Annotated in this window: 17 protein-coding genes; all 17 read left to right on the plus strand. The window is 58.7% G+C overall.

Annotation, left to right across the window (positions count from 1 at the left end):
• Positions 1 to 19 precede the first annotated feature (19 nt).
• The 17 genes from QRN55_RS04550 (at position 20) to QRN55_RS04630 (ending at position 17,524) form a co-directional block, all read left to right on the plus strand.
• Positions 20 to 1,414, plus strand: a complete 1,395-nt coding sequence (locus QRN55_RS04550) for a M20 family metallopeptidase (RefSeq protein ID WP_284775200.1) — start codon at positions 20 to 22, stop codon at positions 1,412 to 1,414.
• Positions 1,415 to 1,462: 48 nt separating this feature from the next.
• Positions 1,463 to 2,668, plus strand: coding sequence for a pyridoxal phosphate-dependent aminotransferase (locus QRN55_RS04555; RefSeq protein WP_284775202.1), 1,206 nt, complete (start codon positions 1,463 to 1,465; stop codon positions 2,666 to 2,668).
• A gap of 64 nt (positions 2,669 to 2,732) precedes the next feature.
• Entirely contained in the window at positions 2,733 to 4,133 is a 1,401-nt protein-coding gene (locus QRN55_RS04560; RefSeq protein ID WP_284775204.1) for an FAD-binding oxidoreductase, read from the plus strand.
• Positions 4,134 to 4,290: 157 nt separating this feature from the next.
• The gene (locus tag QRN55_RS04565) at positions 4,291 to 6,603 is read left to right on the plus strand and encodes a bifunctional salicylyl-CoA 5-hydroxylase/oxidoreductase (protein ID WP_284775206.1); all 2,313 of its coding nucleotides are present in this window, start codon (positions 4,291 to 4,293) and stop codon (positions 6,601 to 6,603) included.
• 7 nt (positions 6,604 to 6,610) lie between these two features.
• Complete coding sequence (locus QRN55_RS04570; RefSeq protein ID WP_284775209.1) at positions 6,611 to 7,396, plus strand: SDR family NAD(P)-dependent oxidoreductase; 786 nt, start codon at positions 6,611 to 6,613, stop codon at positions 7,394 to 7,396.
• Between the two features lie 23 nt (positions 7,397 to 7,419).
• Positions 7,420 to 7,839: an acyl-CoA thioesterase gene (locus tag QRN55_RS04575; protein ID WP_233137338.1), complete on the plus strand. Its 420-nt coding sequence runs from the start codon at positions 7,420 to 7,422 to the stop codon at positions 7,837 to 7,839.
• Positions 7,832 to 8,227: a RidA family protein gene (locus QRN55_RS04580; protein WP_045229606.1), complete on the plus strand. Its 396-nt coding sequence runs from the start codon at positions 7,832 to 7,834 to the stop codon at positions 8,225 to 8,227. Before QRN55_RS04575 ends, QRN55_RS04580 begins: the two co-directional genes overlap by 8 nt.
• Positions 8,228 to 8,255: 28 nt before the next feature.
• The gene (locus QRN55_RS04585) at positions 8,256 to 8,684 is read left to right on the plus strand and encodes a cupin domain-containing protein (protein WP_111838745.1); all 429 of its coding nucleotides are present in this window, start codon (positions 8,256 to 8,258) and stop codon (positions 8,682 to 8,684) included.
• Positions 8,681 to 9,529, plus strand: a complete 849-nt coding sequence (locus tag QRN55_RS04590) for a fumarylacetoacetate hydrolase family protein (RefSeq protein WP_284775212.1) — start codon at positions 8,681 to 8,683, stop codon at positions 9,527 to 9,529. Before QRN55_RS04585 ends, QRN55_RS04590 begins: the two co-directional genes overlap by 4 nt.
• A 2-nt stretch (positions 9,530 to 9,531) precedes the next feature.
• Positions 9,532 to 10,314 (plus strand): SDR family NAD(P)-dependent oxidoreductase, encoded by a 783-nt coding sequence (locus QRN55_RS04595; RefSeq protein ID WP_284775214.1) that lies wholly within the window; start codon positions 9,532 to 9,534, stop codon positions 10,312 to 10,314.
• 162 nt (positions 10,315 to 10,476) lie between these two features.
• Positions 10,477 to 10,983, plus strand: a complete 507-nt coding sequence (locus QRN55_RS04600) for a MarR family winged helix-turn-helix transcriptional regulator (protein ID WP_284775216.1) — start codon at positions 10,477 to 10,479, stop codon at positions 10,981 to 10,983.
• 309 nt (positions 10,984 to 11,292) lie between these two features.
• On the plus strand, positions 11,293 to 12,918 hold the full coding sequence (locus tag QRN55_RS04605) for a benzoate-CoA ligase family protein (RefSeq protein ID WP_284775217.1): 1,626 nt from the start codon (positions 11,293 to 11,295) through the stop codon (positions 12,916 to 12,918).
• A 118-nt stretch (positions 12,919 to 13,036) separates the two neighbouring features.
• On the plus strand, positions 13,037 to 14,173 hold the full coding sequence (locus QRN55_RS04610; RefSeq protein ID WP_284775219.1) for an ABC transporter substrate-binding protein: 1,137 nt from the start codon (positions 13,037 to 13,039) through the stop codon (positions 14,171 to 14,173).
• Between the two features lie 9 nt (positions 14,174 to 14,182).
• Positions 14,183 to 15,106 (plus strand): branched-chain amino acid ABC transporter permease, encoded by a 924-nt coding sequence (locus QRN55_RS04615; RefSeq protein ID WP_284775221.1) that lies wholly within the window; start codon positions 14,183 to 14,185, stop codon positions 15,104 to 15,106.
• Between the two features lie 12 nt (positions 15,107 to 15,118).
• Entirely contained in the window at positions 15,119 to 16,099 is a 981-nt protein-coding gene (locus QRN55_RS04620; protein ID WP_502871285.1) for a branched-chain amino acid ABC transporter permease, read from the plus strand.
• Positions 16,092 to 16,841, plus strand: a complete 750-nt coding sequence (locus QRN55_RS04625; RefSeq protein ID WP_284775224.1) for an ABC transporter ATP-binding protein — start codon at positions 16,092 to 16,094, stop codon at positions 16,839 to 16,841. The genes QRN55_RS04620 and QRN55_RS04625 overlap by 8 nt, the downstream gene beginning before the upstream one ends.
• Positions 16,841 to 17,524 (plus strand): ABC transporter ATP-binding protein, encoded by a 684-nt coding sequence (locus QRN55_RS04630; protein ID WP_502871286.1) that lies wholly within the window; start codon positions 16,841 to 16,843, stop codon positions 17,522 to 17,524. Before QRN55_RS04625 ends, QRN55_RS04630 begins: the two co-directional genes overlap by 1 nt.
• Positions 17,525 to 17,536: the final 12 nt, after the last annotated feature.

Genomic DNA, 17,536 nt, shown 5'->3' on the forward strand with positions numbered 1-17,536 from the left:
TCAAAACAAGGACCGGAGCATGAACCAGACCCTGTCATCGCGCGAGAATGCCATTACCAGGGCACTCGATCAGCTCTCGGACGGTTCCTTCGAGGCCACGATGCGCCGCCGTGTGGCCATCCAGTCGGCCAGCCGTCTCAAGGAGCGCAAGGCCGATCTCGAACGCTATCTGCATGAGGAAATGCAGCCGCATTTCGAGCGCATGGGTTTCATGACCACCCTGTTGCATGACGATGCGGCACCCGGCCCGTTCCTGCTGGCGCAGCGCATCGAAAATCCTGATTTCCTCACCATCCTGCAATATGGTCACGGCGATGTCGTCGCCGGTCTGGATGGGCAATGGGCGGAGGGTCTCACACCTTTCGAGATGACCGAGCGGGACGGCAATTGGTATGGGCGCGGCACCGCCGACAACAAGGGCCAGCATTCCATCAATATGGCTGCCATCGAGGCCGTGCTTGCGACTCGTGGCTCCCTTGGCTTCAACCTCAAATACCTGATCGAAATGGGTGAGGAGTCAGGCTCACCGGGTCTTGATACCGTCTGCGAACGCAATCGCGATTTGCTGAAGGCAGACGTGCTGATCGCCTCGGATGGTCCACGATTGGCACTCAATCAGCCGACGATCTTTCTCGGCGCACGCGGCGGCCTGTCTTTCCATATGGAAGTGAATGCCCGCGAAGACTTCCAGCATTCCGGCAATTGGGGCGGGTTGCTGGCGAATCCTGGCATCGAGCTTTGCCACGCCATTACCGAACTCGTCAGCCGTACCGGCCAGATCAAGGTGCCGGAAATGACACCGGGTCATATCCCTGAAAACGTGCGCGCCGCACTCACGCGCTGCCATATCGAGCCGACAGCGGGCGATCCTTCCATCGAGGAATGGTGGGGCGAACCGGGGCTGACGTCTGAAGAAAAAGTCTTCGCCTGGTCGTCATTCGAAGTGATGGAAATGGAATGCGGCAACCTTGCCCAGCCGCTTTACGCCATTCCGCCCAAGGCGCGAGCGCGTATGCAGCTGCGCTTTCCGGTCAATGTCGATTACGCAGCGGTGGTCCCGGCGGTCCGGCGGGTGCTGAAAGAAGCGGGTTATGACCGCGTGGTCGTCACCGATCCATCAGACGCGATCTTTCCGGCCAGCCGTCTGGACCCGGATCATCCCTGGGTGCGCCGCGTTGCGGCTTCCATTGAAAAGACAACCGGCACGCCACCGGCCATCCTGCCCAATCTCGGCGGCTCTCTGCCCAACAATATCTTCTCGGATCAGCTTGGCCTGCCGACGGTCTGGATTCCGCATTCCTACCCCGGCTGCCTGCAACACGCTGCCAACGAACATCTGCCCGTCAGCATTGTGCGCGAAGGCCTCGCGATCATGGCCGGGCTCTATCACGATCTGGGACAACCAAACCCATAACCACATTCCCCGATGAAACGGGGACACGTCACGAAAGGGAGAACCAACATGTCTTTCATGGACAGTCAGATTGCGGCGAAGAACCGCGCATTGACCGCTTTCAGCGGCATCCGGGACCAGATCAAGGATCTGCACACCGAAAATATCGCGGCCCTTGCCGTGCGCGCTGCCAAGCTCGAAGACGTCATCGCGCTCTGGTATGGCGAAGGCGATATGGTCACGCCATCCTTCATCCGCGAAGCCGCCAAGAAGGCGCTGGATGATGGCGAGACCTTCTATGTGCCGGATATGCGCGGTACCAACAAGTTGAAGGCCGCACTTAGCGAATACCAATCGAAGCTGCACGGTCGCAATATTGATCTTGCCTGCACCACCGTCGCGCCGGGCGGCATGCAGGCGCTTTACATCGCGCTGGCCCTGATTGCCGAGGTCGGCACGAATGTCGTCTATGTCGCGCCGCAGTGGCCTAATATTCACAACGCCATACACTTGCTGGGTGCAGAGCCACGTCCTGTCTCGCTGAACTATGACAATGGCTGGCATCTGGATCTGGACAAGCTCTTCGCCTCCTGCGACGCGCGCACCCGCGCCATTTTCCTCTCCACCCCCGCCAACCCAACGGGCTGGACGGCGACGGCGGAAGAAATGGCGGCGCTGCTGGAGTTCAGCCGCCGCACCGGTATCTGGATCATCTCCGACGAGGTCTATGGACGGCTTTATTTCAAGGGCAATGTCGCTCCGTCCATGCTGCCTATTTCCGATGAAGAAGATCGCGTCATCACCATCAACAGCTTCTCCAAGGCCTGGGCCATGACCGGCTGGCGCGTGGGCTGGCTGACCCACCCGAAAAGCGTTGCCGATCAGGTGGCGGCGATGACGCAATATATCAACAGCGGGACATCGCCGATTATTCAGGCAGGGGCGGTGGCTGCCATCGAGCAGGGTGAGCCACTGGTGGCCGATATTCGCGAGCGTGTGAAAACCGGTTTGGATATCGTCTATGACGGCCTGTCGCAGATCAACTCCATCATCTTGCCCGAAAAGCCGCAAGGCGGCATGTATGCCTTCTTCAGTTTGGACGGCGTGCCGGATGCCCGCGAAGCCTGCACCATGATCCTCGAAAAGGCCCGCGTCGGGCTCGCCCCCGGCCACCTCTTCGGCGACGTCTCCAACGGCTTCATCCGGCTTTGCGTGTTCCGCGATCATGCGCGCCTGAAGACCGCCGTAGACCGCATGGTCGAAGCATTGCGCTGACGAGACCAAAGGCTTGGCTGCGTTGCGCGTGGCCAAGCCAAGCCAACCGAGGGGAAGAGTGGCCATGGCGAGTGATTTTCTGGACAGCCTGAAAGCCGAACTCGGCTCCGATGTGGTGTTCGGGTCAGATATCCCAGCCCGGTTTCACACGGATTGGTCCGGCATGACGTCCGTCGTACCATTGGCGCTGGTTCGGCCAAGAACCACGGAACAGGTGTCGCAGACGCTTAAACTCTGCAATCAGTTCAAGATTCCCGTCACGCCGCAAGGTGGCCTGACGGGTCTTGCAGGTGGTGCGCGACCCATCGAAGGCGGCGTGGCCCTGTCGCTAGACCGGATGAATGCGATCGAAGAGATCGATACGGTCATGGCAACCATGACCGTACAGGCCGGGGTACCACTGGGTGCCGCACAGAAAGCTGCCGAACATGCGGGCCTTTTCCTCGGTCTCGATCTCGGCGCCCGGGATAGCTGCGTCATCGGCGGTAACCTTGCGACCAATGCCGGGGGCAACCGCGTCATTCGCTTTGGCATGGCACGCGAACACGTGCTTGGTCTTGAGGTCGTGCTGCCGGATGGCACCATCGTCACGTCGCTCAACAAGATGCTGAAGAACAATGCGGGCTATGATCTCAAGCACATGTTCATCGGCTCGGAGGGAACGCTCGGCATCATCACCCGCGCCGTCCTGCGGCTTCAGGCAAAACCCGCAGATCTGGCGAGCGCCTTTTGCGGCTGCCCGGACTTTCCCTCAATGCTTGAATTGCTAAAGAGCGCACGCCAGCGCCTCGGGTCCGCGCTGACCTCATTCGAAGTCATGTGGCCGAGCTTCTACGACTTCATGACCGGAAACCTGCCGCATCTGCGCTGCGCCTTTAACCAACCGCATGGCATCTATGTGCTGATCGAAGCGGCGGGTCGCGATGCCGATGATAATCGCACGTCTCTGGAGGGACTGCTTGGAGAAGCGCTCGAAGCAGGCTCCGTATCCGACGCTATCCTGCCATCGTCCGAGCGAGAGTCTCAGTCTCTCTGGGCCGTGCGCGAAAGCGTTTCGGAATATGGCAAGCTGATGGGGCCGATGACAGCGTTCGATGTTGGCGTGCCAACCAGTGCCGCAGGCGAACTCGTGGATGAAATCGAAGCTGCGGTCCAGCACCGCTGGCCGGATGCAATCGGTCTGAGCTACGGCCATATCGGCGACAGCAATCTGCATTTCGTCTGCAACATTCCCTCCGCCGGTCAGCAACAGCCACACAAGGAGATTACCGAACTGGTCTTCAATTTCGTTGCGGCCAGAGGTGGCACCATCTCTGCGGAACACGGCATCGGCCTGTTGAAGAAGCCATATCTGAGCCTTTCCCGCACGCCGGAAGAATTGGCTCTGATGGCAACAATCAAAGGGGCGCTCGACCCCAACAGCATCATGAACCCGGGCAAAGTGTTCGACTGTCCTCCTCTCTGAGGCATCATCCGTCCAAGCGTCCAATCAAATTAGTTTAAACATAAACTAATTCGTGAAATCGATTTTGTTTTGGTTGACAACGGCGAGCGGCAAACTTACTTTAACCTTCAAATAAATATCTGCCTCGACGCTTTAGTCGAAAACCGTGGAGGGTCACATGCGTATCGTCTGTGTTGGTGGAGGTCCTGCGGGACTGTATTTCGCACTGTTGATGAAGAAGCTGCATCGCGAGCACCAGGTGACGGTGGTGGAGCGCAACCGTCCCTATGACACCTTCGGCTGGGGCGTTGTCTTTTCCGATCAGACCATGGCGTCGATGCAGGTCTGGGACAAGGACAGCGCCGACGAAATCCAGCAGGCGTTCAACCACTGGGACGATATCGAGGTCCTGTTCAAGGGCACGCGCCAGCGCACCACCGGCCATGGTTTCGTCGGCATCGGTCGCAAGAAGCTGCTCAACATTCTTCAGGCACGCTGTGAGGCACTGGGTGTCGAGCTTGTGTTCGAGACCGAAGTTCAAAGCGATCTGGACTATCCTGACGCCGATCTGCTGATCGTGTCGGATGGTCTCAACTCCAAAATCCGCAACAAGTATCAAGAGATTTTCGAACCCGATCTGGTGGTGCGGCCAAACCGCTATATCTGGCTTGGCACAAACAAGCTGTTCGATGCCTTCACCTTCGATTTCCGTAAGACGGATCACGGCTGGTTCCAGGCGCATATCTACAAGTTCGACGAGAATACCTCGACCTTCATCATCGAAACGACGGAAGAGGCCTATCAGGCCCACGGTCTGAGTGAGATGGACCAGCAGCAATCCATTGATTTCTGCCAGGACCTCTTCGCCGAAACGCTTGAGGGTTCAGAGCTGATGACCAATGCGCGCCACATGCGCGGCAGCGCGTGGCTCAACTTCACCCGTCTGATCTGCGGCAAGTGGAGCCATTTCAATGGCAACTCTCATGTCGTGCTGATGGGCGATGCCGCCCACACCGCCCATTTTGCCATCGGCTCCGGCACCAAGCTTGCCATCGATGACGCCATTGAATTGGCCAACCAGTTCAACAAGGCCGGTCACGGCAAGGACAGCATTCCCGACGTTCTCAAGACATATGAGGATATTCGCCGCGTCGATGTCGCCCGCATTCAGAATGCGGCACGCAATGCCATGGAATGGTTTGAAGTGGTGGGCCAGCGTTATGCCGATACCCTGCCGCCCGAACAGTTCATGTATTCGATGCTGACCCGCTCGCAGCGCATCAGCCACGAAAATCTGCGCCTGCGCGACAAGGACTGGCTGGAAGGCTACGAACACTGGTTTGCCCAGCAATCCGGCCTTCAGGTGAAGGACAATGAGCGGTGTCTGCCGCCAATGTTCACGCCCTATACGCTGCGCGGCACCACGCTTGCCAACCGCATCGTCGTCTCGCCCATGGCGATGTATTCGGCGACCGATGGTTTGATAGACGATTTCCATATGGTGCATCTGGGCGCTCGCGCCATGGGTGGCGCCGGTCTCGTGTTTGCCGAAATGACCTGCGTATCGCCCGATGCCCGCATCACGCCGGGTTGCCTTGGGCTATGGAACGACGAGCAGATTGCCGGTTGGAAACGCTTCGTGGATTTCGCCCATACCAACAGTGCGGCAAAGGTCGGCATTCAGCTGGGCCATGCCGGGCGTAAGGGCGCGACGAAACTGGCCTGGGAAGGCATCGACCAGCCGCTTGAGGACGGCGCATGGCCGCTGTTTTCGGCGTCAGCCATACCCTATCTGAAACACAGCGTCGTTCCCAAGGCGATGGACCGAGCCGATATGGACCGCGTCAAGGCCAATTTCGTTGCCGCAACCAAGCGTGCGGCTGAAACCGGCGCGGACTGGCTGGAACTGCACTGCGCCCACGGTTATCTGCTGTCCAGCTTCCTGTCGCCGCTCACCAATCTGCGTGACGACGAATATGGTGGCAGCCACGAAAACATGGCGCGCTATCCGCTGGAAGTCTTTGCAGCCGTGCGTGCAGCCTGGCCCGAGGACAAGCCAATTTCGGTCCGCCTGTCCTGCCACGACTGGGCCGAAGGCGGCAACACGCCTGAGGATGCGGCCATCTATGCGCAGATGTTCAAGGATGCGGGTGCGGACCTGATCGACTGCTCGTCCGGTCAGGTGTCGACAGAAGAAAAGCCGGTTTACGGCCGTCTGTTCCAGACGCCATTCTCGGACAAGATCCGCAACGAAATCGGCATTCCGACCATCGCCGTCGGTGCGATCTCGGAGGCCGACCACGCTAACTCTATCATCTCGGCAGGTCGTGCGGATCTATGCGCCGTCGCCCGCCCGCATCTCGCCGATCCATCCTGGGCTCTGCATGAAGCCGCCAAGATCGGCCTGAAATCCGTGGCGTGGCCGAAGCAATATATGTCGGCAAGAGCGCAATACGAAGCCAACCTCGACCGCGCAGCGGCGGCAAAGTGAGGTCAGCATGGTAACGCAGACCCTCGAAGGCCGCCATGCGCTGGTGACTGGTGCCGGAAGCGGCATCGGTGCGGCCATTGCCATGACGCTGGCCAAGGCAGGAGCAAAAGTTACGCTGGCCGGTCGCCGTCGTCAGCCGCTGGAGGATGTGGCTGCTGCCATTGGTGGTAATTACCTGGTTCTCGATGGTTTCGATGTCACCCAGCCGGAAGCGATTGCCAAGGGCATGGAGACGGCGCGAGCAACATTCGGGCCGGTTTCTATTCTGGTCAACAATGCCGGGGAAGCGCCGAGTGCCTCGTTCGAGAAGACCACACTCGACATGTGGAGCCATGTGCTGTCAGTCGATCTCACCGGCGTTTTCAACGTCACGCAGGCAACGCTTGCCGACCTGAAGACGCACGGCGCGGGTGCCCGCATCATCAACATCGCCTCCACGGCGGGCTTGACGGGTTACGCCTATGTCTCCGCCTATTGCGCTGCCAAGCATGGCGTCATCGGCATGACACGGGCATTGGCGTTGGAACTGGCCAAAAAGGGCGTAACGGTCAATGCCGTCTGCCCCGGTTTTACCGATACGCCGATCATTCAGCGTTCGCTGGAAACGATTATGGAAAAGACCGGTCGCAGCCGCGATCACGCCTTGGCCGAGTTCACCAAGTCAAACCCTCAAGGACGCCTGATCCAGCCGCAGGAGGTGGCAGACACCGTATTGTGGCTCGCCTCACCGGGCGCAGGCTCCATCACCGGCCAAGCCATCGCGGTTGCCGGCGGTGAAATCATGGTTGGTTGAGCGAGAAAGAAGCGAGAGGACACATGCCCTATACCCATTCCAAGCCGATGCGTTTTGGCGATTGCGACCTCACCGGGATCGCCTACCATCCGGCCTATCTATCCATGCTGGTCGATGTCAACGAGGCGATGTTCGCGTCCTTTGGCGTCACCTGGAAAGAAATCATGTTCGAGCGCAAGCTGGGTTTGCCGACCGTGACCATGAACCTCGAATTCAAAAAGCCCGCCGTCTACGGCGATGTACTGGATTTTGCCGTCCATGTACGTTCCATCGGTCGCGCCTCGCTCGATCTGGAAACCATCGTCACTGTGCGCGGTGACATCATCTGGACGGTGCGCCAGCGCATCGTGATGACGTCGCTTGAAGACCATAAATCCCATCCCTGGCCCGACGACATTCGCGCAGGCCTGACACGTTATCTGGAGCCAAAACATGATGCATGAAATCATCCAACCGGACGGTTGGGCAAAGCCCATCGGCTATTCCAACGGTATCAGCGCCCGTGGACGCATCGTTCAGGTCGGCGGTCAGATCGGCTGGGATGCGCATTGCCAGTTCCATTCCGATGACTTTGTAGATCAGGTGCGCCAGACGCTTTTGAACATCGTCAGCGTGCTGGAAGCGGCCAATGCCAAGCCGGAACATCTCATCCAGATGACATGGTATTTCACCGATCGCGAAGCCTACAAATCCCGCATGCGGGAAATCGGTGCCGTCTACCGCGAGATCATCGGTCGTCACTTTCCGCCCATGGCCGCCGTGCAGGTCGTGGCGTTGATGGAAGATCGCGCCAAGATCGAGATCCAGTCGCTTGCCGTCGTGCCGGACTGATTTCAAGTTCAAAGAGGAGGAGAATTCGATGACCAGCAAAGTCATGCCCGTGATTACCCGCAAGGGCGAGGAAGATACCGGTACCGGCCAGTCCGGCGGTTGCGTGCGCATATCTGGCGTCAGCCCGCAGCATACGCCCGCCACCAAAATCTGGTTCGGCAAGGTCTCCAACGACCCCGGCTATCGCTCTTTTCCGCACCACCACGGTGAAGCCGAAACCGGCGGTTACGTTCTGAAGGGCAAGGCGCGCATCTATTTCGGAGAGAACTGGCAGGAGTTTCTCGACATGGAAGAAGGCGACTTTATCTTCGTGCCGCCGAACTGGCCACACATCGAAGTCAACATGTCGACGACGGAAGAACTCGTCTGGCTGACGACCCGCACGCCCGACAACATCGTCGTCAATCTGCCCGACGTTGACGACAGCGTATTGGTTGGCTTCAGGAGAGCAGAATGAAACTGTTGAGACTAGGCGCGCTTGGCGCTGAAAAGCCCGCCCTTCTGGCTGATGATGGCACATTGCGCGATCTCTCCGGCATCGTCTCCGACATCGCAGGCGAAGCTCTTGATGATGAGGCTCTAAACCGAATCCGCACCATTGATCCGGCAAGCCTGCCAGTCGTTTCCGCTGATCGCGTTGGTGCCTGTGTCGGCAATGTCGGTAAGTTCATCTGCATCGGACTGAACTATGCCGACCATGCCAAGGAGACCGGCAAGGAGCCACCTCCCGAGCCGATCCTGTTCATGAAGGCAACGACAGCCGTTGTCGGCCCGAATGACGATGTCGAAATACCCCGCACCTCCGCCAAGACCGACTGGGAAGTCGAACTTGGCGTGGTCATCGGCAAACGCGCCAAATATGTCAGCGAAGCCGATGCGTTGTCCTATGTCGCCGGTTATTGCGTGGTCAACGACGTGTCCGAGCGCGCGTTCCAGTCGGAACGCGGTGGACAGTGGACAAAGGGCAAGAGCCACGACACCTTCGGTCCTATCGGCCCATGGCTGGTGACGCGTGACGAGGTTGCGAACCCGCAGAACCTGGCGCTCTGGCTCGATGTGGACGGCCAGCGCCGCCAGACCGGCAACACCTCCACCATGATCTTTGGCGTTGCCCATCTCGTCAGCTATATCAGCCAGTTCATGACGCTGATGCCGGGCGACATCATCGCCACCGGCACGCCACCGGGTGTGGGCATGGGCATCAAGCCAACGCCGGTTTTCCTTCAGCCCGGTCAGGTCATGACGCTCGGCATCGAAGGCCTTGGCGAACAGCGCCAGACCACCATTACGGCGAGGGCATGACCATGAGCGATCTCAAGGGCCGTCTGGCCATCGTCACCGGCGGTGCGCGCGGACAGGGCGAAGCCGAAGCGCGGCTGTTGGCGTCCAAGGGTGCAGCCGTCATCATCGCCGATGTGCTTGACGAGGAAGGAAGCGCCCTGGCGCAGGCCTTGCAGGATGACGGGTTAGAAGCCCGTTTCATCCACCTCGATGTAACCGATCCCGAAAGCTGGGCGGGCGTCATCGCGCTCGCTACTGAGTGGAAGGGCCGCATCGATATTCTCGTCAACAATGCGGGTATCATCAATCGCTCGACAGTTGCGACGACAGGTCTGGAAGCATGGGAACGCGTTCTCAAGGTCAATCTGACCGGTGCCTTCCTCGGCATTCAGGCGGTCACCGACCGCATGGCGGAAGGTGGCGGCGGTTCCATCATCAACATCTCCTCCAATAGCGGCTTTTCCGGCCACTACGACCCGGCCTATACCGCAAGCAAATGGGGTCTGCGCGGCCTGACCCGCAGTGCTGCCATGGAGCTTGTATCGAAAAACATCCGCGTCAACGCGGTCTGCCCCGGCCTCGTGGTCACCGGTCTCAACGCCAGCAGCCCGCATTTGAAGCCGATGATCGAGATGACGCCGATGAAGCGCAGCGGAAAGCCGGAAGAGATTGCCGAACTCGTGCTGTTTCTGGCCTCCGATGCCTCAAGCTTCATGACCGGCGAAGACTTCGTCATCGATGGTGGCTTTACCGCAGGCGCTGCTTATCGGCGCGTCGCAGCCCAGACGAATATTTTCCCGGATTGAAATTTGGCTGGCGGGAGATGCAAGCTCCCGCCCCTTTTATGGAAGGTCGCTGGCAAAACGCGCCAGCGACTGATATTTCCTACGTTCCTTGAACGTTCAAACATGTTGACGTGACCGCAACGAATGGTGTTTGAGGTCTGACGGCGTGTAAGGAACGGACATATGTCGGCAATCGACCTCGAAATCATCATCAGTGATACGCAGGAAGGCAAGAAACAGGAACTTCGCCTGTGGTTGCGCCTTCTTTCAACGACCAAGTTGATTTCGCAGGAAATCCGGAGGCGCCTGCGCCGTGAGTTTGGCGCGACGCTCCCGCAATTCGACCTCATGTCGCAGCTTTACCGCGAACCTGAAGGTTTGCGGCTGGGGGAACTTTCAAAGCGCACCATGGTGACCAATGGCAATATCACCGGACTGGTGGAGCGGCTGGAGACGGATGGCTTCGTCCTTCGTCAGCGCCCGGCGGATGACCGGCGTGTTATCGTGGCATGCCTAACCGAGAAAGGCCGCACGACCTTTGAAGCAATGGCTGAGGCCCATGGCACATGGCTCGAAGACATGATGGGCGATGTCGATCCGATTGTTATTTCCAGCCTTCTCACCCATGTCGGACAAGTCAAGCAATCCGCGCGCAATCACCTGTCTGCCGATGACAAGGACGGCATCTGATCGGACGTATTAGGTGGTTTCCACCAAAATTATAACTAACTGGATTTAATAGCAAAATCTTTTCATCGAAGGTGATTTTAGATTGATACCTGAGATATAGTGCGCACCACTTCTGGCTGTAATACAGCACTTTCTTCCCCTGCGGAATCCGGCAATTTACACATATATTTTATAGACGCAGATTTGCGTTTTTTGGCAACTTCAAAAATTAGTACACACTTAAACTTTCTCTCTTGCCAGACCCACATTCCGGTGCAATCCTGAACGAAAGGCAAAAAGCCGCATCGATAAGAATATGGGAACGATACTATGCTGGGACCGTCAGGCCATCAGGATACCTTTGCCCGCGACAACCTTCCGCCCTTCGAAGAATGGCCGGACATCAAGCTCGGTGGGTTCCAATATCCCAACTGGTTGAATGCGGGCGTCGAGCTGACAGACCGCATGGTCGAGCGTGGTTTCGGGGACCGCACCGCCCTCATTGGCAATGGCCGACGTCGCACCTACAAGGAGCTTTCCGACTGGACGAACCGCATCGCACGTGCGCTCACGGAAGATTACGGCCTCAAGCCGGGCAACCGCGTTCTCATCCGTTCCGCCAACAACCCTGCCATGGTCGCCTGCTGGCTGGCGGCGACGAAGGCAGGCGCGGTCGTGGTCAACACCATGCCGATGCTGCGCGCCGGTGAGCTGACGAAAATCATCGACAAGGCGGAAATCACCGTCGCGCTGTGCGACACGCGCCTGATGGATGAGCTGGTGATGGCCGCAAAGGACAGCGACTATCTCACCCAGGTAATCGGCTTCGACGGTACGGCCAACCACGATGCCGAGCTGGACCGGGCAGCGCTCAACAAGCCGGTTCAGTTCGAAGCGGCACAAACCGGTCGTGATGACGTCGCCCTGCTTGGCTTTACATCAGGCTCGACCGGTGTGCCCAAAGCAACGATGCATTTCCATCGCGACATCCTCATCATCGCCGATGCCTATGCTCGCGAAGTGCTCGATGTCAAAGAAGACGACATCTTCGTCGGCTCCCCGCCCCTCGCCTTTACCTTCGGCCTCGGCGGTCTGGCGGTCTTTCCCCTGCGCTTCGGCGCGAGTGCAGCGCTTCTCGAAAGCGCGACACCGCCGAACATGATCGAGATCATCGAGAGCTACAAGGCCACCATCTGCTTCACGGCGCCCACCGCCTACCGCGCCATGCTGGCCGCAATGGACGAAGGTGCCGATCTTTCGTCGCTGCGACTTGCGATTTCCGCGGGCGAAACGCTCCCGGCGCCCGTCTTCGAGGAATGGGTGAGAAAGACCGGCAAGCCTATTCTGGACGGCATCGGCGGCACGGAAATGCTGCATATCTTCATTTCCAACCGCCCGGATGATTTTAAGCCCGGCTGCACCGGCAAGCCGCTGACCGGCTATGAGGCCTTGGTTGTCGATGCCGACATGAAGGAAGTGCCGCGCGGCACGCCCGGACATCTCGTCGTCAAGGGGCCCATCGGCTGCCGCTACCTAGCCGATGATCGTCAGCGCAAATTCGTTCGTGATGGCTGGAACCTGCCCGGCGATACCTTCGTGCAGGATGAAGATGGCTATTTCCATTTTTCCGCCCGCTCCGACGACATGATCGTATCCGCGGGCTACAATATTGCCGGACCCGAAGTCGAGGCAGCGCTTCTGAAGCATGAGGCTGTCAGAGAATGCGCCGTGATCGGCGCGGCTGACGATATCCGTGGGACGATCGTCGAAGCGCATATCGTGCTCGCGCCCGGCTACGACGCCTGCGATGCGATGGCCAAGCTGTTGCAAAATCACGTCAAGGCGGTCATCGCGCCCTACAAATATCCGCGCTCGGTCGTCTTCACCGATATGCTTCCAAAGACCGAATCCGGCAAGATCCAGCGGTTCAGACTGAAACAGCGCGAGGCGGTATAACAGCAAACGCACATGAAACCTCACGTAAGGTGATTGCAAGTCGTCATATGATTGTGGATGGTAACGTTTCGTCAGTCACGGGCTGAGCGGAACAGAAAGACAAAACGGGGAACACGACATGAAGACAATACTTGCCACGACGACATTGGCGCTCAGCCTATGCGTATCCAGCCTTGCTATGGCCGAACCGCTGAAGATCGGCATGATCACCACCCTTTCCGGTGGCGGTGCAGGCCTTGGCGTTGATACGCGCGATGGCTTCATGCTGGCCATCAAGCAATCCGGCAGCAAGGACATCACAGTCATCACTGAAGATGATGCACAAAAGCCGGAACTGGCGGTTCAGATTGCCGACAAGATGATCCAGAGCGACAATGTCGACGTGCTGACAGGCATCGTCTGGTCCAACCTGTTGATGGCCGTCGTTCCGGGCGCCGTCGCACAGGGCAAGTTCTATGTTTCGACCAATGCGGCACCGGCGGCCTTGGCTGGTCAGGGCTGCAACAAGCTCTATTTCAACGCCGCCTATCAGAACGACAATCTTCATGAAGCCATGGGCGAATACGCCAATAAGGGTTTCAAGAAGATGTTCATTCTGGCGCCGAACTATCCGGCTGGTAAGGATTCGCTTGCCGGTTTCAAGCGCTACTACAAGGGTGAGGTCGTTTCCGAGGTCTACACCAAGGTGGGACAGACGGATTACGCTGCCGAAATTGCCCAGATGCGCGCATCGGGTGCCGATGGCATCTTCACCTTTCTTCCCGGTGGCATGGGCATTGCCTTCATGAAGCAGTTCGCGCAATCGGGCGTCAAGGTTCCCGTCATGGGTCCCGGCTTCTCCTTCAGCCAGGATGTTCTGCCCGCCATTGGCGATGCCGCACTCGGCGTCAAGGCGTCTGGCCAGTGGGCGCCGGATTTCGATACGGATGTGAGCAAGAAATTCGTTGCCGACTTCCAGAAGGAATATAACCGCCTGCCATCGATCTATGCCGTGCAGGCCTATGACGCCGCACAATTGATCGTATCAGCCGCTGCCAAGGCCGACGTCAAGAATGCAGATGCCTTCCGCGCCGAACTGCTGAAGGCCGACTTCAAGTCGCCGCGCGGAAACTTCAAGTTCAACACCAACCAGCATCCGATTCAGGATATCTACATCACGGAAGTGGTGAAGAAGGATGGCGTTCTGACCAACAAGACGGTCGAGAAGATTTTTGCCGACCACGGCGACGCCTATGCCAAAGATTGCAAGATCTAAGGCAGCGGCGTGACCCTTGCACTTGCTATCGAACAGTTGCTGAACGGCATCCAGCTCGGCGTCATGTTGTTTCTCATGGCTGCCGGGCTGACGCTGATCTTCGGCGTCATGGGCCTCATCAACCTTGCTCATGGCTCTCTTTACATGGTCGGCGCATTTGCTTGCGCCACCGTCGCCACCTGGACGGGCTCCTTCTGGCTGGGCCTCGTGGCTAGTCTGATTTGCGCTGCCGCCGCCGGGTCGATTGTCGAACTGACCGTCATTAGGCGGCTCTATGACCGGGATCACCTCGATCAGGTTCTGGCGACCTTCGCGCTCATTCTCATCTTTTCGGAGGGCACCCGTTGGATCTTCGGCTCCTTCCCGCTCTACCTCGATATTCCGCCGCTTTTACAGGGCGTCGTCAATCTCCCGGGAGACGCCAGCTACCCATTTTATCGGCTGGCCATCATCGCCGTCGGTGCGCTTGTAGCACTCGGTCTTTACCTGCTCATCGGTAAGACGCGGCTTGGCATGCGTATCCGTGCGGGTGAAAGCGACCGCGAGATGATCGGCGCGCTGGGTGTCGATATCCGCACCCTCTACACATTGGTCTTTGCGCTGGGATCGGCCCTTGCGGGGCTCGCCGGTGCGCTTGTCGGCGCCTTACAATCGGTGCAGGTCGGCATGGGCGAACCGGTGCTCATCCTCGCTTTTGTCGTTATCGTCATTGGGGGCATCGGCTCGATCAAAGGGGCGCTTTATGGCGCGCTTTTGGTTGGCGTCACCGATACGCTGGGACGCCTTCTGCTGCCGCAACTGCTCAGCCTGTTTGTCGATCCGTCGCAGGCAGGCATGATCGGCGGCGCTGCGGCATCCATGCTGATCTATGTCGTCATGGCCATCATTCTGGCTGTCAAACCGCGCGGGCTCTTCCCGCCGGCCCATGCGTGAGGTCCAGGCTCAATGATGTTGCTGACCCGCGAAAATACAGTCAATCTCGTGCTTGCCATCGCGTTGCTGGCGGCTCCGCTTGCTGCCAATGCCCTTGGCCAACCCTTCTACATCACGCTTGCAACCCGCATCGCCATTCTGGCGCTGGCAGCGCTTGGTCTCAATCTTGCCTTGGGGCTTGGCGGTCTCGTCTCCTTCGGCCATGCCGCGTTTTTCGGTATCGGTGGATATGCCGCAGGCATTCTCGCCAGCCACGGTTTTTCCGGCGACCCGATGCTCTTCGGTTTGCCCGGTACGGTGCAGATGCCTGTCATCTGGATCGTCGCTGTCTGCGCGGCGGGTCTGGTGGCATTGCTCATCGGCATGATCAGCCTGCGCACGTCAGGTGTCTACTTCATCATGATCACACTCGCCTTTGCGCAGATGGTCTATTATTTCGCGATTTCCTGGCCCGCCTATGGCGGCGAGGATGGTCTGTCCATTCTCGTGCGCAATCAGTTTCCCGGCATCAACACCATGAAGCCGCTAAGCTTCTTTCTCGTCAGCTATATCGTGCTGATGGCGGGCATCGGTCTCTTCGCGCTCATCCGCGCGTCCCGTTTCGGGGCGGCATTGCAGGCAGCACGGCAGAACGAGACGCGGGTAGCAACTGTCGGCATTCACCCATATCGCATCCGCCTCGTTGGCTTCGTCATCTCCGCCATGATCACGGCGCTGGCCGGTGCGCTCTACGCCGATCTCAACCGCTTCGTCAGCCCCTCCATGTTGTCGTGGCACATGTCAGGCGAACTCATCGTGCTGATCATTCTGGGTGGCACGGGCCGTCTGTTCGGTCCCGTTGCAGGAGCGGCGCTTTTCGTGGCCTTTGAATTCGCATTGGGCGGCCTGACCGAGCGCTGGCAGTTTTTCCTCGGCCTCATTCTTCTCGGTGTGGTTCTGTTTGCCCGCGGTGGATTGCTGGGCCTGTTGGCTGGAAAGGCAAGACATGGCTGATGCTGTTCTCCAGATAGACAATCTCGTCAAGAGTTTCGGTGCCTTGCGCGCTACCGATGGCGTAACGCTCGATCTGCGGCCGGGTGAAATCCACGCGCTGATCGGCCCGAACGGTGCAGGCAAATCCACGCTCATCCATCAGATTTGCGGAACCTTGCGACAGGACACAGGCACGATCCGCTTTGCCGGAGACGATATCAGCCATCTCGACACAGCAGAGCGAGCGCGGCGCGGTCTGGGACGCACATTTCAGGTGTCTTCGCTGGCACCTGAGTTCTCCGCACTGCGCAACGTCATGCTGGCCGTGCAGGCCAAACAGGGAACCAGTTTTCGCTTTTTCAAGCCGGTCATGAAAGACAAGACGCTTGTCGATCCCGCAATGGCTATCCTGGAGCGTGTGGGACTTGCCGACCGCGCGCGTCTGCCAACCGCCGAGCTTTCCCACGGGGAACGGCGGCAACTGGAAATTGCCATGGCGCTGGCGCTCAAATCGAAAGCCTTTCTGCTCGACGAGCCGATGGCCGGAATGGGGCCGGAAGGCTCGAAAAAACTGACCGGCTTTCTCGACACCTTGCGGCATGAAGCGCCGATCCTGCTGGTCGAACATGATATGGATGCGGTCTTTGCACTCGCCGACCGGATTTCCGTTCTCGTTTACGGCAAGGTCATCGCGACGGGCACAGTAGACGACATCCGCAACGATCCGACCGTGCGTACCGCCTATCTGGGAGACCATGCCTGATGCTCTTGGATGTGCAGGATATCACCACCTATTACGGCGCTAGCCAGGCACTGTTCGGTGTGGAATTGACTATAGACGAAGGTGAGGTCGTGGCCCTGATGGGCCGCAACGGCATGGGGAAATCGACGACGATCAAGTCGATTTGCAATCTCATGCCACCCAAAACGGGCCATATCACTTTCGGCGGCAAGTCTACGCAGCGGCTGGTGCCCTACAAGGTAGCACGGCTGGGCGTCGGGCTGGTGCCGGAGGGGCGGCGGTGTTTTCCAAACCTTTCCGTTTACGAAAATCTGGTGGCAGCGGCCAGACCTGGCCCCTGGACACTGGAGAAGGTCAACGCACTTTTTCCACGTCTGGAGGAGCGCCGCGACCAGATGGCCAAGTCGCTGTCAGGCGGCGAGCAGCAAATGCTGGCGATCGGCCGCGCCCTGATGACCAACCCGCGGCTTCTCATTCTCGATGAGGCGACGGAGGGGCTGGCCCCCGTCATTCGTCAGGATATCTGGCGCGCCATCCGCAAGCTCAAAGCCGAAGGTCTTTCCATTCTCGTCGTGGACAAGACACTCTCAGAGCTTTTACCGGTCGCCGACCGTTGCGTCATCATCGAGAACGGGCGCACCGTCTGGAAGGGCGCGAGTTCTGATCTGGCCGCCGACGTTCAGGACCGCTATCTCGGCATATAATGGGCAAAAGGC

It is taken from the genome of Agrobacterium sp. lyk4-40-TYG-31 (genome assembly GCF_030209855.1).
In the GTDB taxonomy this organism is placed as follows: Bacteria; Pseudomonadota; Alphaproteobacteria; order Rhizobiales; family Rhizobiaceae; genus Agrobacterium; species Agrobacterium vaccinii.

Coding starts and splice junctions, on each gene's coding strand:
- QRN55_RS04595 (WP_284775214.1), top strand. CDS start 9,532: ATGAGCGATCTCAAGGGCCGTCTGGCCATCGTCACCGGCGGTGCGCGC.
- QRN55_RS04605 (WP_284775217.1), top strand. CDS start 11,293: ATGCTGGGACCGTCAGGCCATCAGGATACCTTTGCCCGCGACAACCTT.
- QRN55_RS04630 (WP_502871286.1), top strand. CDS start 16,841: ATGCTCTTGGATGTGCAGGATATCACCACCTATTACGGCGCTAGCCAG.
- QRN55_RS04570 (WP_284775209.1), top strand. CDS start 6,611: ATGGTAACGCAGACCCTCGAAGGCCGCCATGCGCTGGTGACTGGTGCC.
- QRN55_RS04575 (WP_233137338.1), top strand. CDS start 7,420: ATGCCCTATACCCATTCCAAGCCGATGCGTTTTGGCGATTGCGACCTC.
- QRN55_RS04560 (WP_284775204.1), top strand. CDS start 2,733: ATGGCGAGTGATTTTCTGGACAGCCTGAAAGCCGAACTCGGCTCCGAT.
- QRN55_RS04590 (WP_284775212.1), top strand. CDS start 8,681: ATGAAACTGTTGAGACTAGGCGCGCTTGGCGCTGAAAAGCCCGCCCTT.
- QRN55_RS04565 (WP_284775206.1), top strand. CDS start 4,291: ATGCGTATCGTCTGTGTTGGTGGAGGTCCTGCGGGACTGTATTTCGCA.
- QRN55_RS04550 (WP_284775200.1), top strand. CDS start 20: ATGAACCAGACCCTGTCATCGCGCGAGAATGCCATTACCAGGGCACTC.
- QRN55_RS04585 (WP_111838745.1), top strand. CDS start 8,256: ATGACCAGCAAAGTCATGCCCGTGATTACCCGCAAGGGCGAGGAAGAT.
- QRN55_RS04555 (WP_284775202.1), top strand. CDS start 1,463: ATGTCTTTCATGGACAGTCAGATTGCGGCGAAGAACCGCGCATTGACC.
- QRN55_RS04600 (WP_284775216.1), top strand. CDS start 10,477: ATGTCGGCAATCGACCTCGAAATCATCATCAGTGATACGCAGGAAGGC.
- QRN55_RS04580 (WP_045229606.1), top strand. CDS start 7,832: ATGCATGAAATCATCCAACCGGACGGTTGGGCAAAGCCCATCGGCTAT.
- QRN55_RS04625 (WP_284775224.1), top strand. CDS start 16,092: ATGGCTGATGCTGTTCTCCAGATAGACAATCTCGTCAAGAGTTTCGGT.
- QRN55_RS04620 (WP_502871285.1), top strand. CDS start 15,119: ATGATGTTGCTGACCCGCGAAAATACAGTCAATCTCGTGCTTGCCATC.
- QRN55_RS04610 (WP_284775219.1), top strand. CDS start 13,037: ATGAAGACAATACTTGCCACGACGACATTGGCGCTCAGCCTATGCGTA.